14 protein-coding genes and 1 tRNA gene are annotated in these 15,499 nt (G+C 34.9%); 6 read left to right on the top strand and 9 right to left on the bottom strand.

The window, feature by feature from the left end; genetic code table 11:
- The first annotated feature begins 39 nt into the window (after positions 1-39).
- Together htpG and AB1278_RS04500 are read left to right on the top strand one after the other, a co-directional pair.
- Positions 40-1,932, top strand: coding sequence for a molecular chaperone HtpG (gene htpG, locus AB1278_RS04505; RefSeq protein WP_429817326.1), 1,893 nt, complete (start codon positions 40-42; stop codon positions 1,930-1,932).
- Positions 1,933-2,223: 291 nt separating this feature from the next.
- Positions 2,224-2,616, top strand: coding sequence for a helix-turn-helix transcriptional regulator (locus tag AB1278_RS04500; RefSeq protein ID WP_330743267.1), 393 nt, complete (start codon positions 2,224-2,226; stop codon positions 2,614-2,616).
- Positions 2,617-2,900: 284 nt separating this feature from the next.
- Here AB1278_RS04500 and AB1278_RS04495 read toward each other — a convergent pair whose 3' ends face one another.
- Positions 2,901-3,197 (bottom strand): MGMT family protein, encoded by a 297-nt coding sequence (locus AB1278_RS04495; RefSeq protein WP_110008117.1) that lies wholly within the window; start codon positions 3,195-3,197, stop codon positions 2,901-2,903.
- Between the two features lie 88 nt (positions 3,198-3,285).
- Here AB1278_RS04495 and AB1278_RS04490 point away from each other — a divergent pair, with 88 nt between their 5' ends.
- Positions 3,286-3,432: a hypothetical protein gene (locus AB1278_RS04490; protein ID WP_202841328.1), complete on the top strand. Its 147-nt coding sequence runs from the start codon at positions 3,286-3,288 to the stop codon at positions 3,430-3,432.
- Between the two features lie 461 nt (positions 3,433-3,893).
- On the opposite strand, the gene AB1278_RS04485 is transcribed toward AB1278_RS04490, so the two are convergent.
- From AB1278_RS04485 to AB1278_RS04465, 5 genes are all read right to left on the bottom strand, one after another.
- The gene (locus AB1278_RS04485; RefSeq protein WP_002976594.1) at positions 3,894-4,868 is read right to left on the bottom strand and encodes a deoxyhypusine synthase family protein; all 975 of its coding nucleotides are present in this window, start codon (positions 4,866-4,868) and stop codon (positions 3,894-3,896) included.
- Positions 4,869-5,306: 438 nt separating this feature from the next.
- Positions 5,307-5,687 carry a GreA/GreB family elongation factor gene (locus AB1278_RS04480; RefSeq protein WP_202841330.1) on the bottom strand — a complete coding sequence of 127 codons (381 nt, stop codon included), beginning with the start codon at positions 5,685-5,687 and terminating at the stop codon, positions 5,307-5,309.
- 294 nt (positions 5,688-5,981) lie between these two features.
- Positions 5,982-6,623: a hypothetical protein gene (locus AB1278_RS04475; RefSeq protein WP_202841331.1), complete on the bottom strand. Its 642-nt coding sequence runs from the start codon at positions 6,621-6,623 to the stop codon at positions 5,982-5,984.
- 48 nt (positions 6,624-6,671) lie between these two features.
- Positions 6,672-7,064, bottom strand: a complete 393-nt coding sequence (gene arfB / locus AB1278_RS04470; protein ID WP_202841332.1) for an alternative ribosome rescue aminoacyl-tRNA hydrolase ArfB — start codon at positions 7,062-7,064, stop codon at positions 6,672-6,674.
- 30 nt (positions 7,065-7,094) lie between these two features.
- The gene (locus tag AB1278_RS04465) at positions 7,095-8,123 is read right to left on the bottom strand and encodes an AMP-binding protein (RefSeq protein ID WP_429812692.1); all 1,029 of its coding nucleotides are present in this window, start codon (positions 8,121-8,123) and stop codon (positions 7,095-7,097) included.
- A 100-nt stretch (positions 8,124-8,223) separates the two neighbouring features.
- Here AB1278_RS04465 and AB1278_RS04460 point away from each other — a divergent pair.
- Together AB1278_RS04460 and AB1278_RS04455 are read left to right on the top strand one after the other, a co-directional pair.
- A tRNA-Gln gene (locus tag AB1278_RS04460) sits at positions 8,224-8,294 on the top strand.
- 90 nt (positions 8,295-8,384) lie between these two features.
- Entirely contained in the window at positions 8,385-9,920 is a 1,536-nt protein-coding gene (locus AB1278_RS04455) for a T9SS type A sorting domain-containing protein (RefSeq protein WP_202841334.1), read from the top strand.
- A 243-nt stretch (positions 9,921-10,163) separates the two neighbouring features.
- Here the strand turns inward: AB1278_RS04455 and AB1278_RS04450 are convergent, their stop codons facing one another.
- The 3 genes from AB1278_RS04450 to AB1278_RS04440 all read right to left on the bottom strand — a co-directional run bounded on the left by AB1278_RS04450 (position 10,164) and on the right by AB1278_RS04440 (position 13,479).
- Entirely contained in the window at positions 10,164-11,192 is a 1,029-nt protein-coding gene (locus AB1278_RS04450) for a hypothetical protein (protein WP_429812689.1), read from the bottom strand.
- Positions 11,193-11,446: 254 nt separating this feature from the next.
- A complete protein-coding gene (locus AB1278_RS04445; RefSeq protein ID WP_202841336.1) occupies positions 11,447-11,986 on the bottom strand; it encodes a hypothetical protein in 540 nt (179 codons plus the stop codon).
- Positions 11,987-12,183: 197 nt separating this feature from the next.
- A complete protein-coding gene (locus tag AB1278_RS04440; RefSeq protein ID WP_202841337.1) occupies positions 12,184-13,479 on the bottom strand; it encodes a hypothetical protein in 1,296 nt (431 codons plus the stop codon).
- Between the two features lie 584 nt (positions 13,480-14,063).
- On the opposite strand from AB1278_RS04440, the gene AB1278_RS04435 reads away from it, so the two are divergent.
- Entirely contained in the window at positions 14,064-15,485 is a 1,422-nt protein-coding gene (locus AB1278_RS04435) for a tetratricopeptide repeat protein (RefSeq protein WP_343643116.1), read from the top strand.
- Positions 15,486-15,499 lie beyond the last annotated feature (14 nt).

The following is a 15,499-nucleotide window of genomic DNA, read 5'->3' as shown; positions in this document are numbered from 1 at the left end:
TTTTTGAGAAAGAATTTTAAATTAAAAATCTAAAATATGATGACTAAAGGAAATATTAATGTATCTGTGGAAAACATTTTCCCGCTTATTAAAAAATTTCTTTACAGTGACCACGAAATATTCTTGAGAGAATTGATCTCCAATGCAACGGATGCTACTTTAAAATTAAAACACCTGACAAGCATTGGTGAGGCAAAAGTGGAATATGGAAATCCAAAACTTGAAGTTAAAATTGATAAAGACCAGAAAACATTACGCATCATCGACCAGGGAATTGGTATGACCGGCGAAGAAGTTGAAAAATATATCAACCAGGTTGCTTTTTCAGGCGCTGAAGAGTTTTTGGAAAAATATAAGGATTCTGCAAAAGATTCCGGGATTATCGGACATTTCGGTCTTGGATTTTACTCTGCTTTCATGGTGGCTGAAAAGGTGGAAATCCTTACAAAATCTTATAAAGATGAGCCGGCAGTACGTTGGATCTGTGACGGAAGCCCGGAATTCACGCTTGAAGAAACTACTGATAAAACAGACAGAGGAACGGAAATCATCCTCCATATTGCTGAAGATTCCGTAGAGTTTCTGGAAGAAGGAAAAATCCGTGAACTGCTATTAAAGTATAACAAATTTATGCCTGTTCCGATTAAATTCGGGACAAAAACACATACACTTCCTTTACCGGAAGATGCTCCTGAGGATGCCGTAGCTGAAACAGAAGAGGTAGACAATATCATCAACAATCCGGTTCCGGCATGGACCATCGCTCCAAGTGAACTGACCAACGAGGATTATATGAAGTTCTATCATGAACTGTACCCAATGCAGTTTGAAGAACCGTTATTCAACATCCACCTGAATGTTGATTATCCTTTCAACCTTACCGGAATTTTATTTTTCCCGAAATTGAGCAATAATCTGAATATTGATAAAGATAAAATTCAGTTATATCAAAACCAGGTATTTGTAACGGATGAAGTAAAAGGGATTGTTCCTGACTTCCTGATGTTGCTAAGAGGGGTAATTGATTCTCCGGACATTCCGTTGAACGTTTCCCGTTCTTATCTTCAGGCAGACGGTGCTGTAAAGAAAATTTCATCGTATATCACGAAAAAAGTTGCCGACAAAATGGCTTCTTTAATTAACGAAAACCGTGAAGATTATGAGAAAAAATGGAACGATATCAAGGTTGTAATCGAATATGGAATTATTACAGAAGAAAAATTTGCTGAAAAAGCAGACAAATTCACTTTATATCCTACAACAGACGGTAAATATTTCCTGTGGGATGAATTGGTAGAGAAAATCAAGCCAATACAAACTGATAAAGACAACAAACTGGTTATCCTGTATGCTACCAATGCTGATGAGCAGCACAGCTACATCCAGTCTGCAAAAGATAAAGGATATGAAGTTCTGCTATTGGATTCTCCTATCATTTCACACGTGATCCAGAAACTGGAAACTTCAAAAGAAAATATTTCATTTGCGAGAGTAGATGCCGATCATGTTAATAACCTTATCAAAAAAGATGAACCGGTAATTTCAAAACTGAATGAAACCGAAAAAGAATCTTTGAAAAAGAATGTAGAAGAGGCGATAAAGGATTCTAAATTTACAGTACAGCTTGAAGATCTTGACAGCAATGACGCTCCGTTCACGATTACCCAGCCTGAATTCATGAGAAGAATGAAGGAAATGCAGGCTACAGGCGGAGGCGGTATGTTCGGAATGGGAGGTTTCCCGGAGATGTATAATCTTGTGGTGAACTCCAACAGTGAGCTTTCCAGTCAGATCTTAAAGACTGAGAATACTGAAGAAAAAGAAAGCTTAATCAAATATGCGCTTGATCTTGCCAAGCTTTCACAAAACTTACTGAAAGGAAAAGACCTGACAGATTTTATACAGAGAAGCTATAAGCAGCTTGAAAAGTAATTTACAAGAGACTGTTTCAATTTTGAAGCAGTCTTTTTTTGTTTAAAAAAGTATAAAAATTGTAAATAGCTCATCTAAACTTTATAGGTTTTAGAAACCTGTAAGGTTTAAATCTTTTCTCTTATCAGAAATTATTCTGAAAGAAAATTTTCAACAATTAAATCAGATAATACTTCTGTTTTTAAAGTTTAGATTCATTTTATCTTTAATCTTATTCTTTAGCACCTACTTTTTTCTACTTTTTATTGTATAGCTTCTCCTTTTTTGCCATTTTTGTATAAAATGTCGGTCATGCAAAAAGAAAAATTACGCGTCATCAGAAAGCAAAAAGGCTATACCCAACAACAGGTAGCTGACTTTATCGCGACGGATGTATCCAATTACAGCAGAAAAGAAAGCGGTGATGTAAGGATCGTAAAAGATGAGTGGGATAAACTTGCCCGTTTTCTCGACGTGCCGGTAGAGGACATTTATGAAGAAGATGAAGCCACAGTAGTTATTAATAATGATCATCCTGTATTTAATGACAGATCTTCTTCTGCGGGAGTCATTACCAACCAGAATAATTATGATAATATTCCGGGAGCTATTATTGAAAATCTTCAAGGTTATATTGCTCTATTAAAAGAGGAAAACGAAAGGCTGAAAGAAGAACTGAAAGGTCTCCCAAGAGGAAGAAAATAATACGGTTTGAAACTGTAAAAAATATTGATGTCGCTTCATATTAATGTATGGAGTGACATTTTTTTACGGAGGTTTTTGAGGTGAGCGCTTTTTTAACGCCAAGGATTGATGATCCTTATGTTTTATTTCAGGAAGCGAAGAGTTGCGACTTTGTCACTGATGAAGCTTTATGATGAATGATACGTTTGCTTAGAAAGAATCAATGAAATTGATTTCTTCTTTGCTCCCTTAAAAATATTAGAGTTTATAAATAGAAACTTTGCATTAAAAGAATTCTTTGAAATTTACAATTCCTCCAACGGATCCCAGAACAGTTTTTTGAAATTCTTTATTCTGAGGTTTTCAACAATGATTCCTTCTGCTTCCAGCTTTGGCTGAAATTCGGGGACAGATAATACTCCTGAGCTTGAAATCACGCGGTGTGCAGGAACATCTTTCGGACATCCTCCCATCGCTTTTCCTACATGTCTGGAATGATTAGGATAACCAACAGCTTTTGCTATGGCGCCGTAAGTAGATACTCTTCCTTTGGGAATAAGTCTTGCCACTTCGTATACCTGTTGTTTGAAAATTTCGTCCATATCAAAATGATTATTTTAAGTCGGTTCTCTTTTTGCATCATTTTTGAACTCTTTTCATCTCAATGATGTTTCATTAAAAGATAAAGATATGAAAAAATCATTTTTCAGGCTGTTGAATGCCATTAATAAAAAAATACTTCCGAAGTTGAGTAAGAAAGATCCTAATCATCTTACTAAGATAGAAAAGGGAATTCTGGCGTATCGTTATTTTGTGCTGGTGAATTCTTTGGATTGATTTTTATTTTCCTGCAGATCGCGCAGATTTTCACAAATGTTTATGTATATTTTTGGGAAAACGCAAAGGCGCAAAATTATTTTAATACTATGTGTTGTAAGGCGCGAGGATTTTATCTCCGATAAAATTTCATACGACATAGTTTTATCTCCCGCAGATTTTGCAGATCGTAAAAATCTGTTCAATTCGTGTAATCTGTGGGAATACTTTATACTATTTTTTAGCCATTAAGAAAAATGAAGATGGGAAGAATAATTAGTTTCATCTTTGATGAAAAGTAAAGCATGCGGATAAATAAAATAGCTTTAGCTATTTCTCTTAATGCCCTTTAAAACTTAAATAATCTTAATGGTTCAAATTATTTTTAGTTTTCAAAACAATTCTATTTTTACATCCTAAAACAAAAAGCGCTTCAAATCAATTGAAGCGCTGATATTATAATCTCCGATGAGATGTTTTTCTTAAGCGTTTTCTAAGATATAAGAGAACATCAATGGCGCACAGATCGTCGCATCACTTTCAACGATAAATTTCGGTGTAGTGATATCCAGTTTACCCCAAGTGATCTTCTCATTTGGAACTGCTCCCGAATATGACCCGTAAGATGTAGTAGAGTCAGAAATCTGGCAGAAATAAGACCAGAAAGGAATGTCATGCATTTCCATATCCTGATATAACATCGGTACTACACAAATAGGGAAATCTCCTGCGATACCTCCACCAATCTGGAAGAACCCAACTCCTTTTCCTCCTGAGTTTTTAGTATACCAGTCAGCAAGGTAAGTCATATATTCGATTCCAGATTTCATTGTAGTAGGCTTAAGCTCTCCTTTGATGCAGTAAGAAGCGAAGATGTTACCCATTGTAGAATCTTCCCATCCCGGAACTACGATTGGTAGGTTAGCTTCTGCAGCAGCAATCATCCAGGAATTTTCTCTAGGAATTTCATAATACTGTTCCAATACTCCTGAAAGGATCATTTTGTACATGAATTCGTGAGGGAAATATCTTTCTCCTTTAGCTTCTGCGTCTTTCCAGATCTCTACGATATGTTTTTGTAATCTTCTGAAAGCTTCTTCTTCAGGGATACAAGTATCTGTAACTCTGTTCAGACCTCTTTCCAAAAGATCCCACTCATCCTGAGCCGTTAAATCTCTATAATGAGGAACTCTTTCATAGTGAGAGTGTGCTACAAGGTTCATTAAATCTTCTTCAAGGTTAGCCCCTGTACAAGAGATAAAATCTACTTTTCCCTGACGGATCATTTCAGCAAGAATCTTCCCTAATTCAGCAGTAGACATTGCTCCCGCCAAAGTAATCATCATTTTTCCGCCATCTTTAAGATGTGCAACATATCCTTTAGAAGCATCCACCAATGCAGCTGCGTTGAAGTGCAGGTAATACTTTTCTATGAATTCAGTTATCGGTTTGCTCATTTTTTTTAATTTTTGCAAAGATAAAACTTAAAAACGGAATGCAGCGAAAGCACTTGAAGAAAGTATAAGAGAGGCGTCTTTTTTTATCATTTGTTAAATAGAAGAGTCTCAGTTGTTGAAAACGCAAGGGTACAAAAGATTTTAAAGCTTTATGAATATTTTAAGGCGCAAGAAAATCGAAGATTTTCAGCAAGGGAAAGCATCATTTTTGCACAAATTGCACAGATTTTTATTTTATATTATCCGAAAAATCAGCATGTGATAAAAAATAAATTGTACAGTAAAAATTTTATCGAAGATCCTTGCGCTTTAAAGTAGGAGCCATGTCAAAAAATTTGCGGCTTTGCGTTTTCCAACATTAAAAGTTTATAAAAAAGCGCGACCCAAAATGAGCCACGCTTTCATTAACAATCAACTTAAATAATATTTAGCAGAAATTTATCCTTCCCAGGTTTCCACTTTCAGAATTTCGATTTTTCTTTCTCCGTCTCTGAAAGGCCAGCTGATAACATCTCCTACCTTATACCCTACTACTGCAAGAGCAATATCAGACAGAATGGAGTGTTTGTTCTTTTTAAGCTTTTGTTTTGTGGAGGGTACGAAAATGTATTCATGTTCAAAACCAAGGGTATGGTCTTTTAATGTTACTTTTCTATCAACTGTGACAATATCAGCAGGAAGATCTCTTCTCAGGACCTGTTTTGCTTTTCTGAGCTCTTCGGTCAATCTTTTTTCTTCTTCGATGCTTACTTTTTTTCTTCTCAGTGTATCTTTTATGGCATCATAAATTCCGGTGGTTACAATAATATGATTAGACATTTTCTTCAATTTTTTAATTTAAAATACAGTTGTTCTCTGACGATCCAATGTAGAAGCCAGGCGTACAACAGCCTTCTTCTATAGAAAACTGCAAAAAACAATACATAAAGTTCTAAATGAGTCCCTGCCTTGGATCCTGACAGGGCTTAGATAATGAAGTCCTTGGAACTTTTCAGAAAAGAATCTGTATGAAGATAAAGTAAAGACAGCAGCAATCCTGACCGGCGGTGTTCTGCAGATAAAAAAATTGTTGCTGTCATTATCAATTATTATTAATTCTAACAAATATACGGCTTAAAAACGGAATGTAGCGGCTGCACTTAAAGAAACTCTGTGCAAACCTTCTTTTTGATCATCATCAAATTTATAAGTCACCCCGTTATACTTCATTTTATTCAGGGTTCCGCCACTTAATCCTACTTTTGGCCCTATCATAAAATTCTTGCTTACCTGATATTGATATCCAAGATCAACTTCTGCCCCGAAAGTACTTCCTGTACCTTTTACAGATCCTGTTTTTGTAGTATAAGATAGTACTCCCAACGCCACATCTGCAAATACCTTATGTCTTGTATCCAGATGATTATTTGAAATAAGTCCGGAGAAACCGAAAAATGTAATATGATCCTTTGTCGTTACAGGAACAGATACTGGCATTCCATTTACATAACCAAGCAGAAATCCGTCGCTAGATGCACTGTAGTTGGAATATTTCACTCCGAATCCTAGACCATTTTTCACTTCATAATGGGCTGCAATATCAAAGTTCATTCCATTTTTCAGGTCTTTTACATATTCTTTTTCTTCTTTGCTAAGGCCGGGAATTGTCTTTGCAGTTCTCCATGCATATCCTATGGAAGGTCTGATAGAAAATTTCTGAGCGAAAGACATGATGGAGATTGAGAACACTCCAGCTACGATTATTTTTTTTATCATGGTTTTAAAATTTCCGGCAAAAATAAAATTTTCTACCGGAGAAACCTATTAAAACCTGAAACGTCTGCTTTCTTTTTTATCTGAAAGCTTTTTCTTATTATCCAGTCTTGTTTGTTTCTGACCTTTTGAAGGCTTGGTTGCTGTTCTTTTTTTCGGAACAATGAGTGCTTTGTTTACCATTTCAATTATTTTTTCAATGGCTTTATTTTTATTCATCAGTTGTGTTCTGCTTTCAGAAACTGAGAGGAATAAAAAACCGTCCGCATTGATCCTGTTTTTCAGTTTAAGCTGAATCAATACTTTTTCGTCTTCATTAAAAAATTCTGATGCATCTACTTTCCAAAGTACGGTAACGGCAGTCTCCACTTTATTGACGTTTTGTCCTCCTGCACCGCTGCTGCGGGAAGTTTTGAAACTGAGTTCTTTTGAAAAATCTTTCATTTTTTTAAGATTTTGAGATACCGGAATCAACTAGAGATCTCCAGTTAAATTTTTATACAATTCCAATCTGTTTACCTTCCCGTTGGGAGTTCTCGGAATTTCTCTGATGAAAATAATGTCTTTCGGCCTGTGGAATTTTTTTTCAAATGGTATTTCTGAAACTTTCCTTTTTACCTCATCAGATTCATTTCCTTCTATAATCAATATCAATTTCTGGCCCAAACTTTCATCCGGCAACCCTGCAAATATGGCCTCATTTGGGAGTTCTTTTTTTACCAGGGCTTCCAGGGCTTCAGGAAAAATTTTTGCTCCTCCGGAATTAATCACATTATCAATTCTTCCAAGGAATTTAAACTGTTTTTTACTCTTAATCTCAACTAAATCATTAGTTTGCAACTCTGAAGCATTTACATTGGGAGCAAAGATCTTCAGACAACCTCTGTCATCTAAAGAAATGGACACATTTTCAAAAACGGTAAAATACTCTTCCTGTTCCGGCATTAATTGTTTCAATCCGATATGAGAAAGGGTCTCAGACATTCCATAGGTTTCAAAAATACGGTTTGAAGGACTAAGGTTCATATGCCGGATTTTATTTTTCAGACTTTCTGAAACGGCAGCACCACCAATGATCAGGTTTTTAATCAGATGAAGCTTTTCCAGTGAGTTTTCTACCTGAAGAGGCGTCATGGCACAAAAATCTACTTCTTCATTCAGATTTTCAAGAGGCTTTAAAAAAGGATCAGTAACTTTTAATTGTAATTTTCTTTCTATAGAACGGACAACCATCATTTTTCCGGAAATGTATTCTACAGGCAGGCAAAGTAATGCCGTATCGCCTTCTTTTAATCCTAAAAAATTACAGGTCATCACTGCTGAATTGACCATTTTCTTTTTTTCAATTTCAAAGATTTTGGGTACTCCGGTAGAACCCGAAGTCTGGACATTTACTCCTGTTTTTTTTGAAAACCATTCTTCCAGAAAATCTTTTACTTTCTTTTCAAATTCTGTAGAGAATGATAATTGATTAATATTGAGATTATTGAAGTCTATCAGCATGTTTTCCGTAAATAAATTCTACAGTAAATTTAAAAAAAAATTCAAAAAGTTCTTGTATATAAAGAAAAAAGCTGTAAATTTGCACCACTAAAACAAACAGAGACTCATGGTGTAGCGGTAACACTACTGATTTTGGTTCAGTCATCTGGGGTTCGAATCCCTGTGAGTCTACAAACCATCCTTTTTTAAGGATGGTTTTTGTTTTTATTATCATCTTTTATTTCTGAGTGAAATCAGAATAAACAATTTAAAACTATAGCTATGAAAAAACACTATTTCTTATTATTTTCTATTTTCACCATTTTTTTGAATGCGCAAAGCTTCAGTTTGGACACTACTTTTGGAAATGGCGGATATTGCATGTATGATAATTTCAGAGAAACATCAGATGTGGTGATACTTCCGGATGGCCAATTCATTACTGCAACTTCCACAGGCTCTATCACCATAAGAAAGGTAAACCAAAGCGGAATTCTTGATAGCTCCTTCGGAGAAAAGGATTATGATATGGGCAGCAATTCATTGGATAAAAGCGAATCTATCAAAAAAATTATTTTAAATAATAATAAAATATTGATTTATGGAAGGGTAAATGCTACTCCAACCCACAGCTTATATGATTGGTTTTTAACCAGAATTAACCTGGACGGATCTCTGGACACCAGCTTTGGCACCAATGGTTTTACCACTCAATCTGTAAGTCAAAACGGTACAGCAGATGATTTTGCAGTAGATCAGAATGGAAACAGTTACCTTCTTATTTCCAACATGGGTTCTTATATGGTAAAAGTAGATTCCAACGGAGTCATTGATAACAATTTCGGAACCAATGGAAAATTATTGCTTAATACATTTTATCCCAAAAAGTTTTATATTCAGAATGATGGGAAACTGGTAATGGCGGGAACCAAAACCAATACATTAACCTACACAGAAGATTCTTATATCGAAAGAAGACTGCCTGACGGCACGTACGATTCTACATTTGGTACTAATGGTTCTGTTTTTATTCCTAATACGCAAGGTTCTGTTGCCAGAAATTTTGAATATAATTATACTGATAATTCTATTTTATTACTGCATAGTAAAAATACGATATATGGGGGGACTTTCTTTTTATCTAAAATTCAAATTTCAGATGGCGCCTCTGTTTCCGGATTTTCCAATAATGGAAGAACACCTGATTATAGCTTTACCACTGCAAAGCAATTGTCATTGGGCCAGATTACCGTATTGCCCAATTCAAAAATAATAGTGACAGGAGGTATAACGAATATGTATAATGGTACCCCGAATCTTATTGCACAATTATTTGTAACAAGACTGAATGCTAACGGAACTGTAGATTATACTACATCAACTGCGGGCTTTCAATATTTTATGGCCGCACCTCCGACTACATCGCTAAGAGCTGACTATATTAAAAAGTTATTTAATTTAAATGACGGCTCACTTGTTCTTGCTTATTCCGGCGGCAGTGTAACACATGGCTCCAAATCTTTTCTGACAAAGTTTAACAGTGGTTTCCTTGGGGTGGATGATATTTCTGCAAAAGATCATAATACTTTTACCCTTCATCCTAATCCGGCCAGGGATCATATTACCATACAATATAAAAAAGAGGGTAATAAAAGTTTTGAGTACAGTATTGTTGATATGTCCGGGAAAAAAATTCAGAGCGGTTCTTCAATATTCAATGAACAAATCAATATTCAGAAATTAGAAAAAGGGAATTACATTATTCAGTTTGAGACTAAAAAAAGAGACAGACAATCGTTAAAATTAATAAAGAAATAAAAGCAGATGTTTGCCTTACTTAGTACGAATTTTGGAAGTGGATTCTGGACCTTTACTCTATTTTTAATAATAAAAGCTCCCATCTTTTAACGGGAGTTTTCTATTCTTCTAAAGAAAGACAATACATCTCAAAATCAAGCATTTACTTCTTTTACAAAAGCATTATATCAGATCGCATAAAAAAGACCTTTCATTGAGGTCTTTTTTTATAATAGCATGCTGTACTTTTATATTCTGTAAAAACTAAAAAAGTCTTGTAAGGATCACTTTATACTGTAAGCTTGCATCTCCATTGTTAGTAAGATCTATTGTTCCGGCTGTGGGCATTGTTAATGTATAATTAAATGCAATGTTAGTACCTCCTGCAGCACAATTTGGAATGCCTGACCAAACAACTGATGTTGTATATCTGTTTACTTCAGTAAAAGCAGGCGCTTTATCGGTGGTGTCAGTGTTTAAACTTCCATCCATTCCTTTAATAGAGAAAGAATTGTTAAGAGCATTATTAGTGACGTAATACTCTGCAATACCAATACGCCCACAAGTATTGCTGACATTGACCACAGCTTTATATACCGCATTATTGGCAAGTCCTGCAATCAAAGTATTTGTAGCACCTGGTGCTATGGTAACGGTGTTATTAATAACCGTTCCATAAATATTATCAACAGCTTTATTCAGGACACCATTTGCGTCTGAATATACCGGCGTAATAAGGGTAGCGCCTGCAGCTACATCCATGGTTCTTACTCTGGTACTGCCGGCTACATCCAAGGTATTGGTAGGAGTATTGGTAGCGACACCTATATTACCCAGGGTTAGATCCATTGCCCAATCACTTCCACCAGGAATACGGGAAATAATAAATACCCCGTTATTCCCGTTGAAATTAGGATTTATACCCATTACTGCCTGTTTCACTCCCGTAGTTCCCGTAGTTCTTAAGATCGATAATATGGAGTTATTGGTAATAGGATTTTCTATCAGTAATCCCGTATTGGTAGCTTCACCTCCTCCAATACCTGTGGCTGTTCCCCTATTTTTTATATGGAGATTCGATAATGGTGTTAGATTACCGATACCTACATTTCCTTCAGAAGTTACTGTGAAGTCATTGGCTTGCTGGACGTCAGTTGGAACACCGGTTGCAGGATTGTCTTTTGCCCCATCTACATGGAGCATACCTTGAGGGTTTGATGTATTTATCCCTACCTGTGAAAACGCAATGACAGAAAACAATATCATTGCCAAAGAGATTAAATTTTTTTTCATTTTTTAAGATTTAAAATGGTGTAATTTGAGTATTTAATTCAATACATTTATTTATTCTTTTTATTCAAATAAACATATATTAAAACCAAATTTACACTTTTTAAGCATTTATAATATTAAATTAACATAAACAACTTGCGATATAAATAATATTCACAACGCAACAATTATAATTTACAATAGACCTACGCTATAGCAACTCCAGATCTCAAGAGGTAGTATTTTATATTTTGGGAAGTCCATAGTGTATTGTTTTAATTTTTTCGAAAATCGGGTCTTATTATAAAAACAGAGGTTACCGTTATAATCAATATTCCAACTTCTAATAATAGTCCCCATAAACCCGCGATAAAACACCTCAAAATAATTTCGGCTGTAAATTCTGCAGGGTTAGTATCTTTGTTGTACGTCATCCAAATCAGGAGTTCTCCCTGATAGGTAAAGATTCCAGCCCTATAATCCTTGAACACTGCACCTATTTCCTGGTAAAAAATTGATGCAGAACAAACTGTCATATACACACCTATAAGAATAAAAGGAAGAGAGATTAAGAAACTAGAATGTTTAATCTGCTGATTCGTGATATTTCTCTTTAAAATAAACAACAGTTTCCAGATCGGAATAAAGCCGAGAATAAGAAATTCAATTTCAATAAGGATTAAAAAAATCGAAATACAAAGCAAAAATTCGCTGGCATTAAAAAATATTGCTGCCACCAGAGGGACTAAAAATACAAACATTGCAACGGTATTAACGCAAAGTATTATATCTGACAATCCAGTGTTTCTTTTCACTCTAAAGCTCTTATTGTTAATATTTCTAATATTCTGTTTTGTACACGGGTATATTCTTTGTATCTGTCAGGAAAAATAGTAAAACAATAAAAACTACTTTTTCCCAAAACACCTTGAAAAAAAGTAGTTTAAGGCATTAATTGCACTTTATACCATCTGATAAATATAAAATATCCTGAACCTGATATCCTTTTATATTAATTTACTGCAACAGCATAAATCGCATTTTCAGACCATACTCCTCCCACTTTACCCAATCCGGCCCCTGTCACAGTACCACTAGCCTGAGTATTCCCTACAATATATCTATACGTTTTGGTTGTCCCGGATGTATTATTAATTTGTACTGTACCCGTAGCAACACTATATTTTTGTCCACCATTAAATGGTCCTTCCAATTGAAAACTCATTAAAGTAGGTCTTATGACATCTGCTGACTGAGTGCCTGTTTGTCCAATGGTTGTAAGATTTGCTTCTGAGAAAGTACTTCTTACAAACATCCAGTCACTTGCTGTAATTGTTCCCTGCGGTATTAATAATAATGAAATGGTAACCATCCATCTTCCCGGAGGTAAAGTAATGGAAGAACCTGTATATCTAAAATCAGAAAATTGAGAAAATGGTACATCATACCCTCCACCCAATGTTCCTACAGCAACATTTGATGCAGCTCTCTGCCATGTTGCCACTCCATTGGCATCAGAAGTTAATATTTTATTGGCCCCTTGTGTACCATCTACAATTTTCAATGCACCATTCGTTGAGGAACGAACATCCAGCACATTTGTGGGCGCCGTTGTACCAATACCTACTCTGCCATTTTTATTCAAAGTCATTAACGGGTCTCCTGCAGCCGGAGCTCCTGCAAACAACTGTAATACATTAGCAGCATTTCCCAATCCATAAAAATCATCTCCTGCGGCACTGTTCCATAATGCCAGTTTTTTTCCGTTACCGCTTCCCAAATCCAACATATTCTTAGGAGTTGTTGTTCCTATACCCACTCTGTTGGTAACTGCATCTACCGAAAATGTACTTCCATCCACTGAAAAGTGATTGGTTCCTGCGGTAGCAGTACTTGTAAAGGCTAAAGAACTGGTTCCCTGAGCTACTGTACGGGATCCTGTAAGTGTTCCGTTTGAATTGTAAATATTAGTATTTGCAGGAAGGTCCTTCCATGTTGCAACACCATTCGCGTCTGATGTTAAAACTTTGGCATTTCCCTGTGTTCCATCGACAATTTTTAGAGCTCCATTGGCTGTAGAGCGGATATCCAATTTATTGGTAGGGTTTACTGTTCCTACTCCGACATTTCCGTTACTGAGCACTGTAAAATCATTAGCCTGCTGAGCTGTAGTTGGAACTCCTGTTGAAACATTATCTTTGCCACCATCCACATGAAAAGAGCCTTGAGGATTTGGAGTATTTATCCCTACCTGAGAGAAGAATAAATTTGAGAAAAGCATTCCTGATGAAATGATTATTTTTTTCATTTGTTTACGTTTTAAAAAAGGTTTGATGTTAATTTTTTTTCTTGTGTGCATTTAGAATCGTACTGAAAAATATGACCGGTCTGAAATTTTCCAACGTTCGAATTAGATGATGCAAACTTACTGCCTGCAAATAAAAAAAATTCTACATCAAAGACACGTCAAAACACAACTAACTTAAAAACAACAAATTACAATCAACATGAAGTAACTTTGAAGCAAGTAAAAAAAGTGAATTATTAGCTCTTCATGAACAAAATTCAGAGATAAAGAAGGAAATTATAAAGCTCTGTAACTTCAATGGCTTTATCCTTAAAAGGCAGGGACATTACTATCCCCGCCCAAAACACAAACACTTAAGAATGAAAAAAATTTTCGTAGTAAATGTATCAATATTATGTACCCTGATTATTACTTCAAAAATACTTCACAACTCAATGAATTAAAAAACAACATTTTATATATTCAATGGAGTATTTTTGAAGTGTATCTTTTATGAATATTCCAGGTAAAAATTTTTGTTATTGCTTAATTTTTTAAAACATATTCATAAAAAAGTTATTTTTGTTTTAATAATTTTAAAAAATATGTTCCCCAATTTTAGAATTAAAACATTATACCTGATTTTCTTTTCTTTCTCTGCATTTTTTGATGCTCAAGACTATTCTTTTCAGCCTGAACCTATAAAAACAACATGGGAATATAAAAGTAAAGGTGATTTCGAAGGTGCTTTAAAATATAATACCAAGGCTCTTACCCAATATGAAGCGAATGGTGACACCAAAGGAATCATTATGGTATACACGAATATTGGCGGCATATTATGCAATTTCAGCAGATATAAAGAAAGTCTGGAATATCTTGACAAAGCTAAAAAGGAACTTAAAAATATCAGTTCTCCTCTTCTGATAGGAAATTTATATAATGAGTATGGTAAAAATTATACTCAACTGGGATTACTAGAACAATCTAATGCTGCATTCAACAAAGCGGAATATTATATTAAAAAGCTCACTGACGAACGTCAGAGAAAAGCCATTCTGTTTTATAATTATTCTTGGAAGCGTGCGAATTTTGTAAGGATGAAAAATCAGGATTCTTTACAGCATATAGAGAAAAAAATGCTGGCTGTTAACCCCGGAATACTTACTTATACGAGGATCGCTGATGGCTTTATAGCCAAAAAAAAACACCTGGATTCAGCAGAATTCTATATGAATAAGGCCATGCACAGCTTCAGTACTGCAAGAAGAACTGAAAAAGGGATCGCTTTATTTAGTTATGGAGATCTTTATAATGTAAAAGGTGATCAAAAGAAAGCATTAGAATATTATTTAAAAACCATTGATTTCTTCAAACAAACAAAAAACAAAACGGCATTACTTACCGTTTATGACACCATTTCCAGTGTCTACAAATCCCTCAATGAAATTGAAAAATCAAATGACTATTTAAGGCAATACACAGCTCTTAACGACAGTCTCAACAACAATGAAAAAGAAGCTGTAAATCTTGCTGTGAATACATTGGTAGAATTAAATAAAGAAGAAAAAGAAAAAGATAGAAAGACATTTTATGCAATAGCTCTGGTTATTATCGTCATATTTTTAATAGTATTCTATTTTATCCGAAAAATCTATATTCAAAAAGAACTTAAAAAAGATAAAATTATTGAAAAGAAGATTCTTGAAACGGATGTTCTTAAATCGAAAGTAAATGATTCATTTGATGAAATTATACAGCTGATGGAGAACAGAAGTCCCTTGTTTCTGATGCGTTTTAAAGAAGTGTATCCTGAATTTTATGAAAAATTAATTACCCATACCCCCGAACTTACAGAGCATGATGTAAAATTCAGTGCATATATCAGATTAAATCTTACGAATAAAGAAATCTGCCAATATGAAAACATTAGTTTGCGGGGAATAGAAACAAAAAGATACAGACTTAAGAAAAAACTGAAGCTACCCTCAAACACTGAACTTCAGAAGTGGATTCTGGAGCTTTAAGATATTTTGCTTGA

Source organism: Chryseobacterium sp. NRRL B-14798, assembly GCF_050470705.1.
In the GTDB taxonomy this organism is placed as follows: domain Bacteria; phylum Bacteroidota; class Bacteroidia; order Flavobacteriales; family Weeksellaceae; genus Chryseobacterium; species Chryseobacterium cupriresistens.
The sequence above is the reverse complement of the archived record's forward strand: the minus strand, read 5'-3'. Positions and strand labels throughout refer to the sequence as shown.

Bases quoted from the DNA above. Each gene is read 5' to 3' on its own strand.
- htpG (WP_429817326.1), top strand. From the start codon at position 40: ATGACTAAAGGAAATATTAATGTATCTGTGGAAAACATTTTCCCGCTT.
- AB1278_RS04500 (WP_330743267.1), top strand. From the start codon at position 2,224: ATGCAAAAAGAAAAATTACGCGTCATCAGAAAGCAAAAAGGCTATACC.
- AB1278_RS04495 (WP_110008117.1), bottom strand. From the start codon at position 3,197: ATGGACGAAATTTTCAAACAACAGGTATACGAAGTGGCAAGACTTATT.
- AB1278_RS04490 (WP_202841328.1), top strand. From the start codon at position 3,286: ATGAAAAAATCATTTTTCAGGCTGTTGAATGCCATTAATAAAAAAATA.
- AB1278_RS04485 (WP_002976594.1), bottom strand. From the start codon at position 4,868: ATGAGCAAACCGATAACTGAATTCATAGAAAAGTATTACCTGCACTTC.
- AB1278_RS04480 (WP_202841330.1), bottom strand. From the start codon at position 5,687: ATGTCTAATCATATTATTGTAACCACCGGAATTTATGATGCCATAAAA.
- AB1278_RS04475 (WP_202841331.1), bottom strand. From the start codon at position 6,623: ATGATAAAAAAAATAATCGTAGCTGGAGTGTTCTCAATCTCCATCATG.
- arfB (WP_202841332.1), bottom strand. From the start codon at position 7,064: ATGAAAGATTTTTCAAAAGAACTCAGTTTCAAAACTTCCCGCAGCAGC.
- AB1278_RS04465 (WP_429812692.1), bottom strand. From the start codon at position 8,123: ATGCTGATAGACTTCAATAATCTCAATATTAATCAATTATCATTCTCT.
- AB1278_RS04455 (WP_202841334.1), top strand. From the start codon at position 8,385: ATGAAAAAACACTATTTCTTATTATTTTCTATTTTCACCATTTTTTTG.
- AB1278_RS04450 (WP_429812689.1), bottom strand. From the start codon at position 11,192: ATGAAAAAAAATTTAATCTCTTTGGCAATGATATTGTTTTCTGTCATT.
- AB1278_RS04440 (WP_202841337.1), bottom strand. From the start codon at position 13,479: ATGAAAAAAATAATCATTTCATCAGGAATGCTTTTCTCAAATTTATTC.
- AB1278_RS04435 (WP_343643116.1), top strand. From the start codon at position 14,064: ATGTTCCCCAATTTTAGAATTAAAACATTATACCTGATTTTCTTTTCT.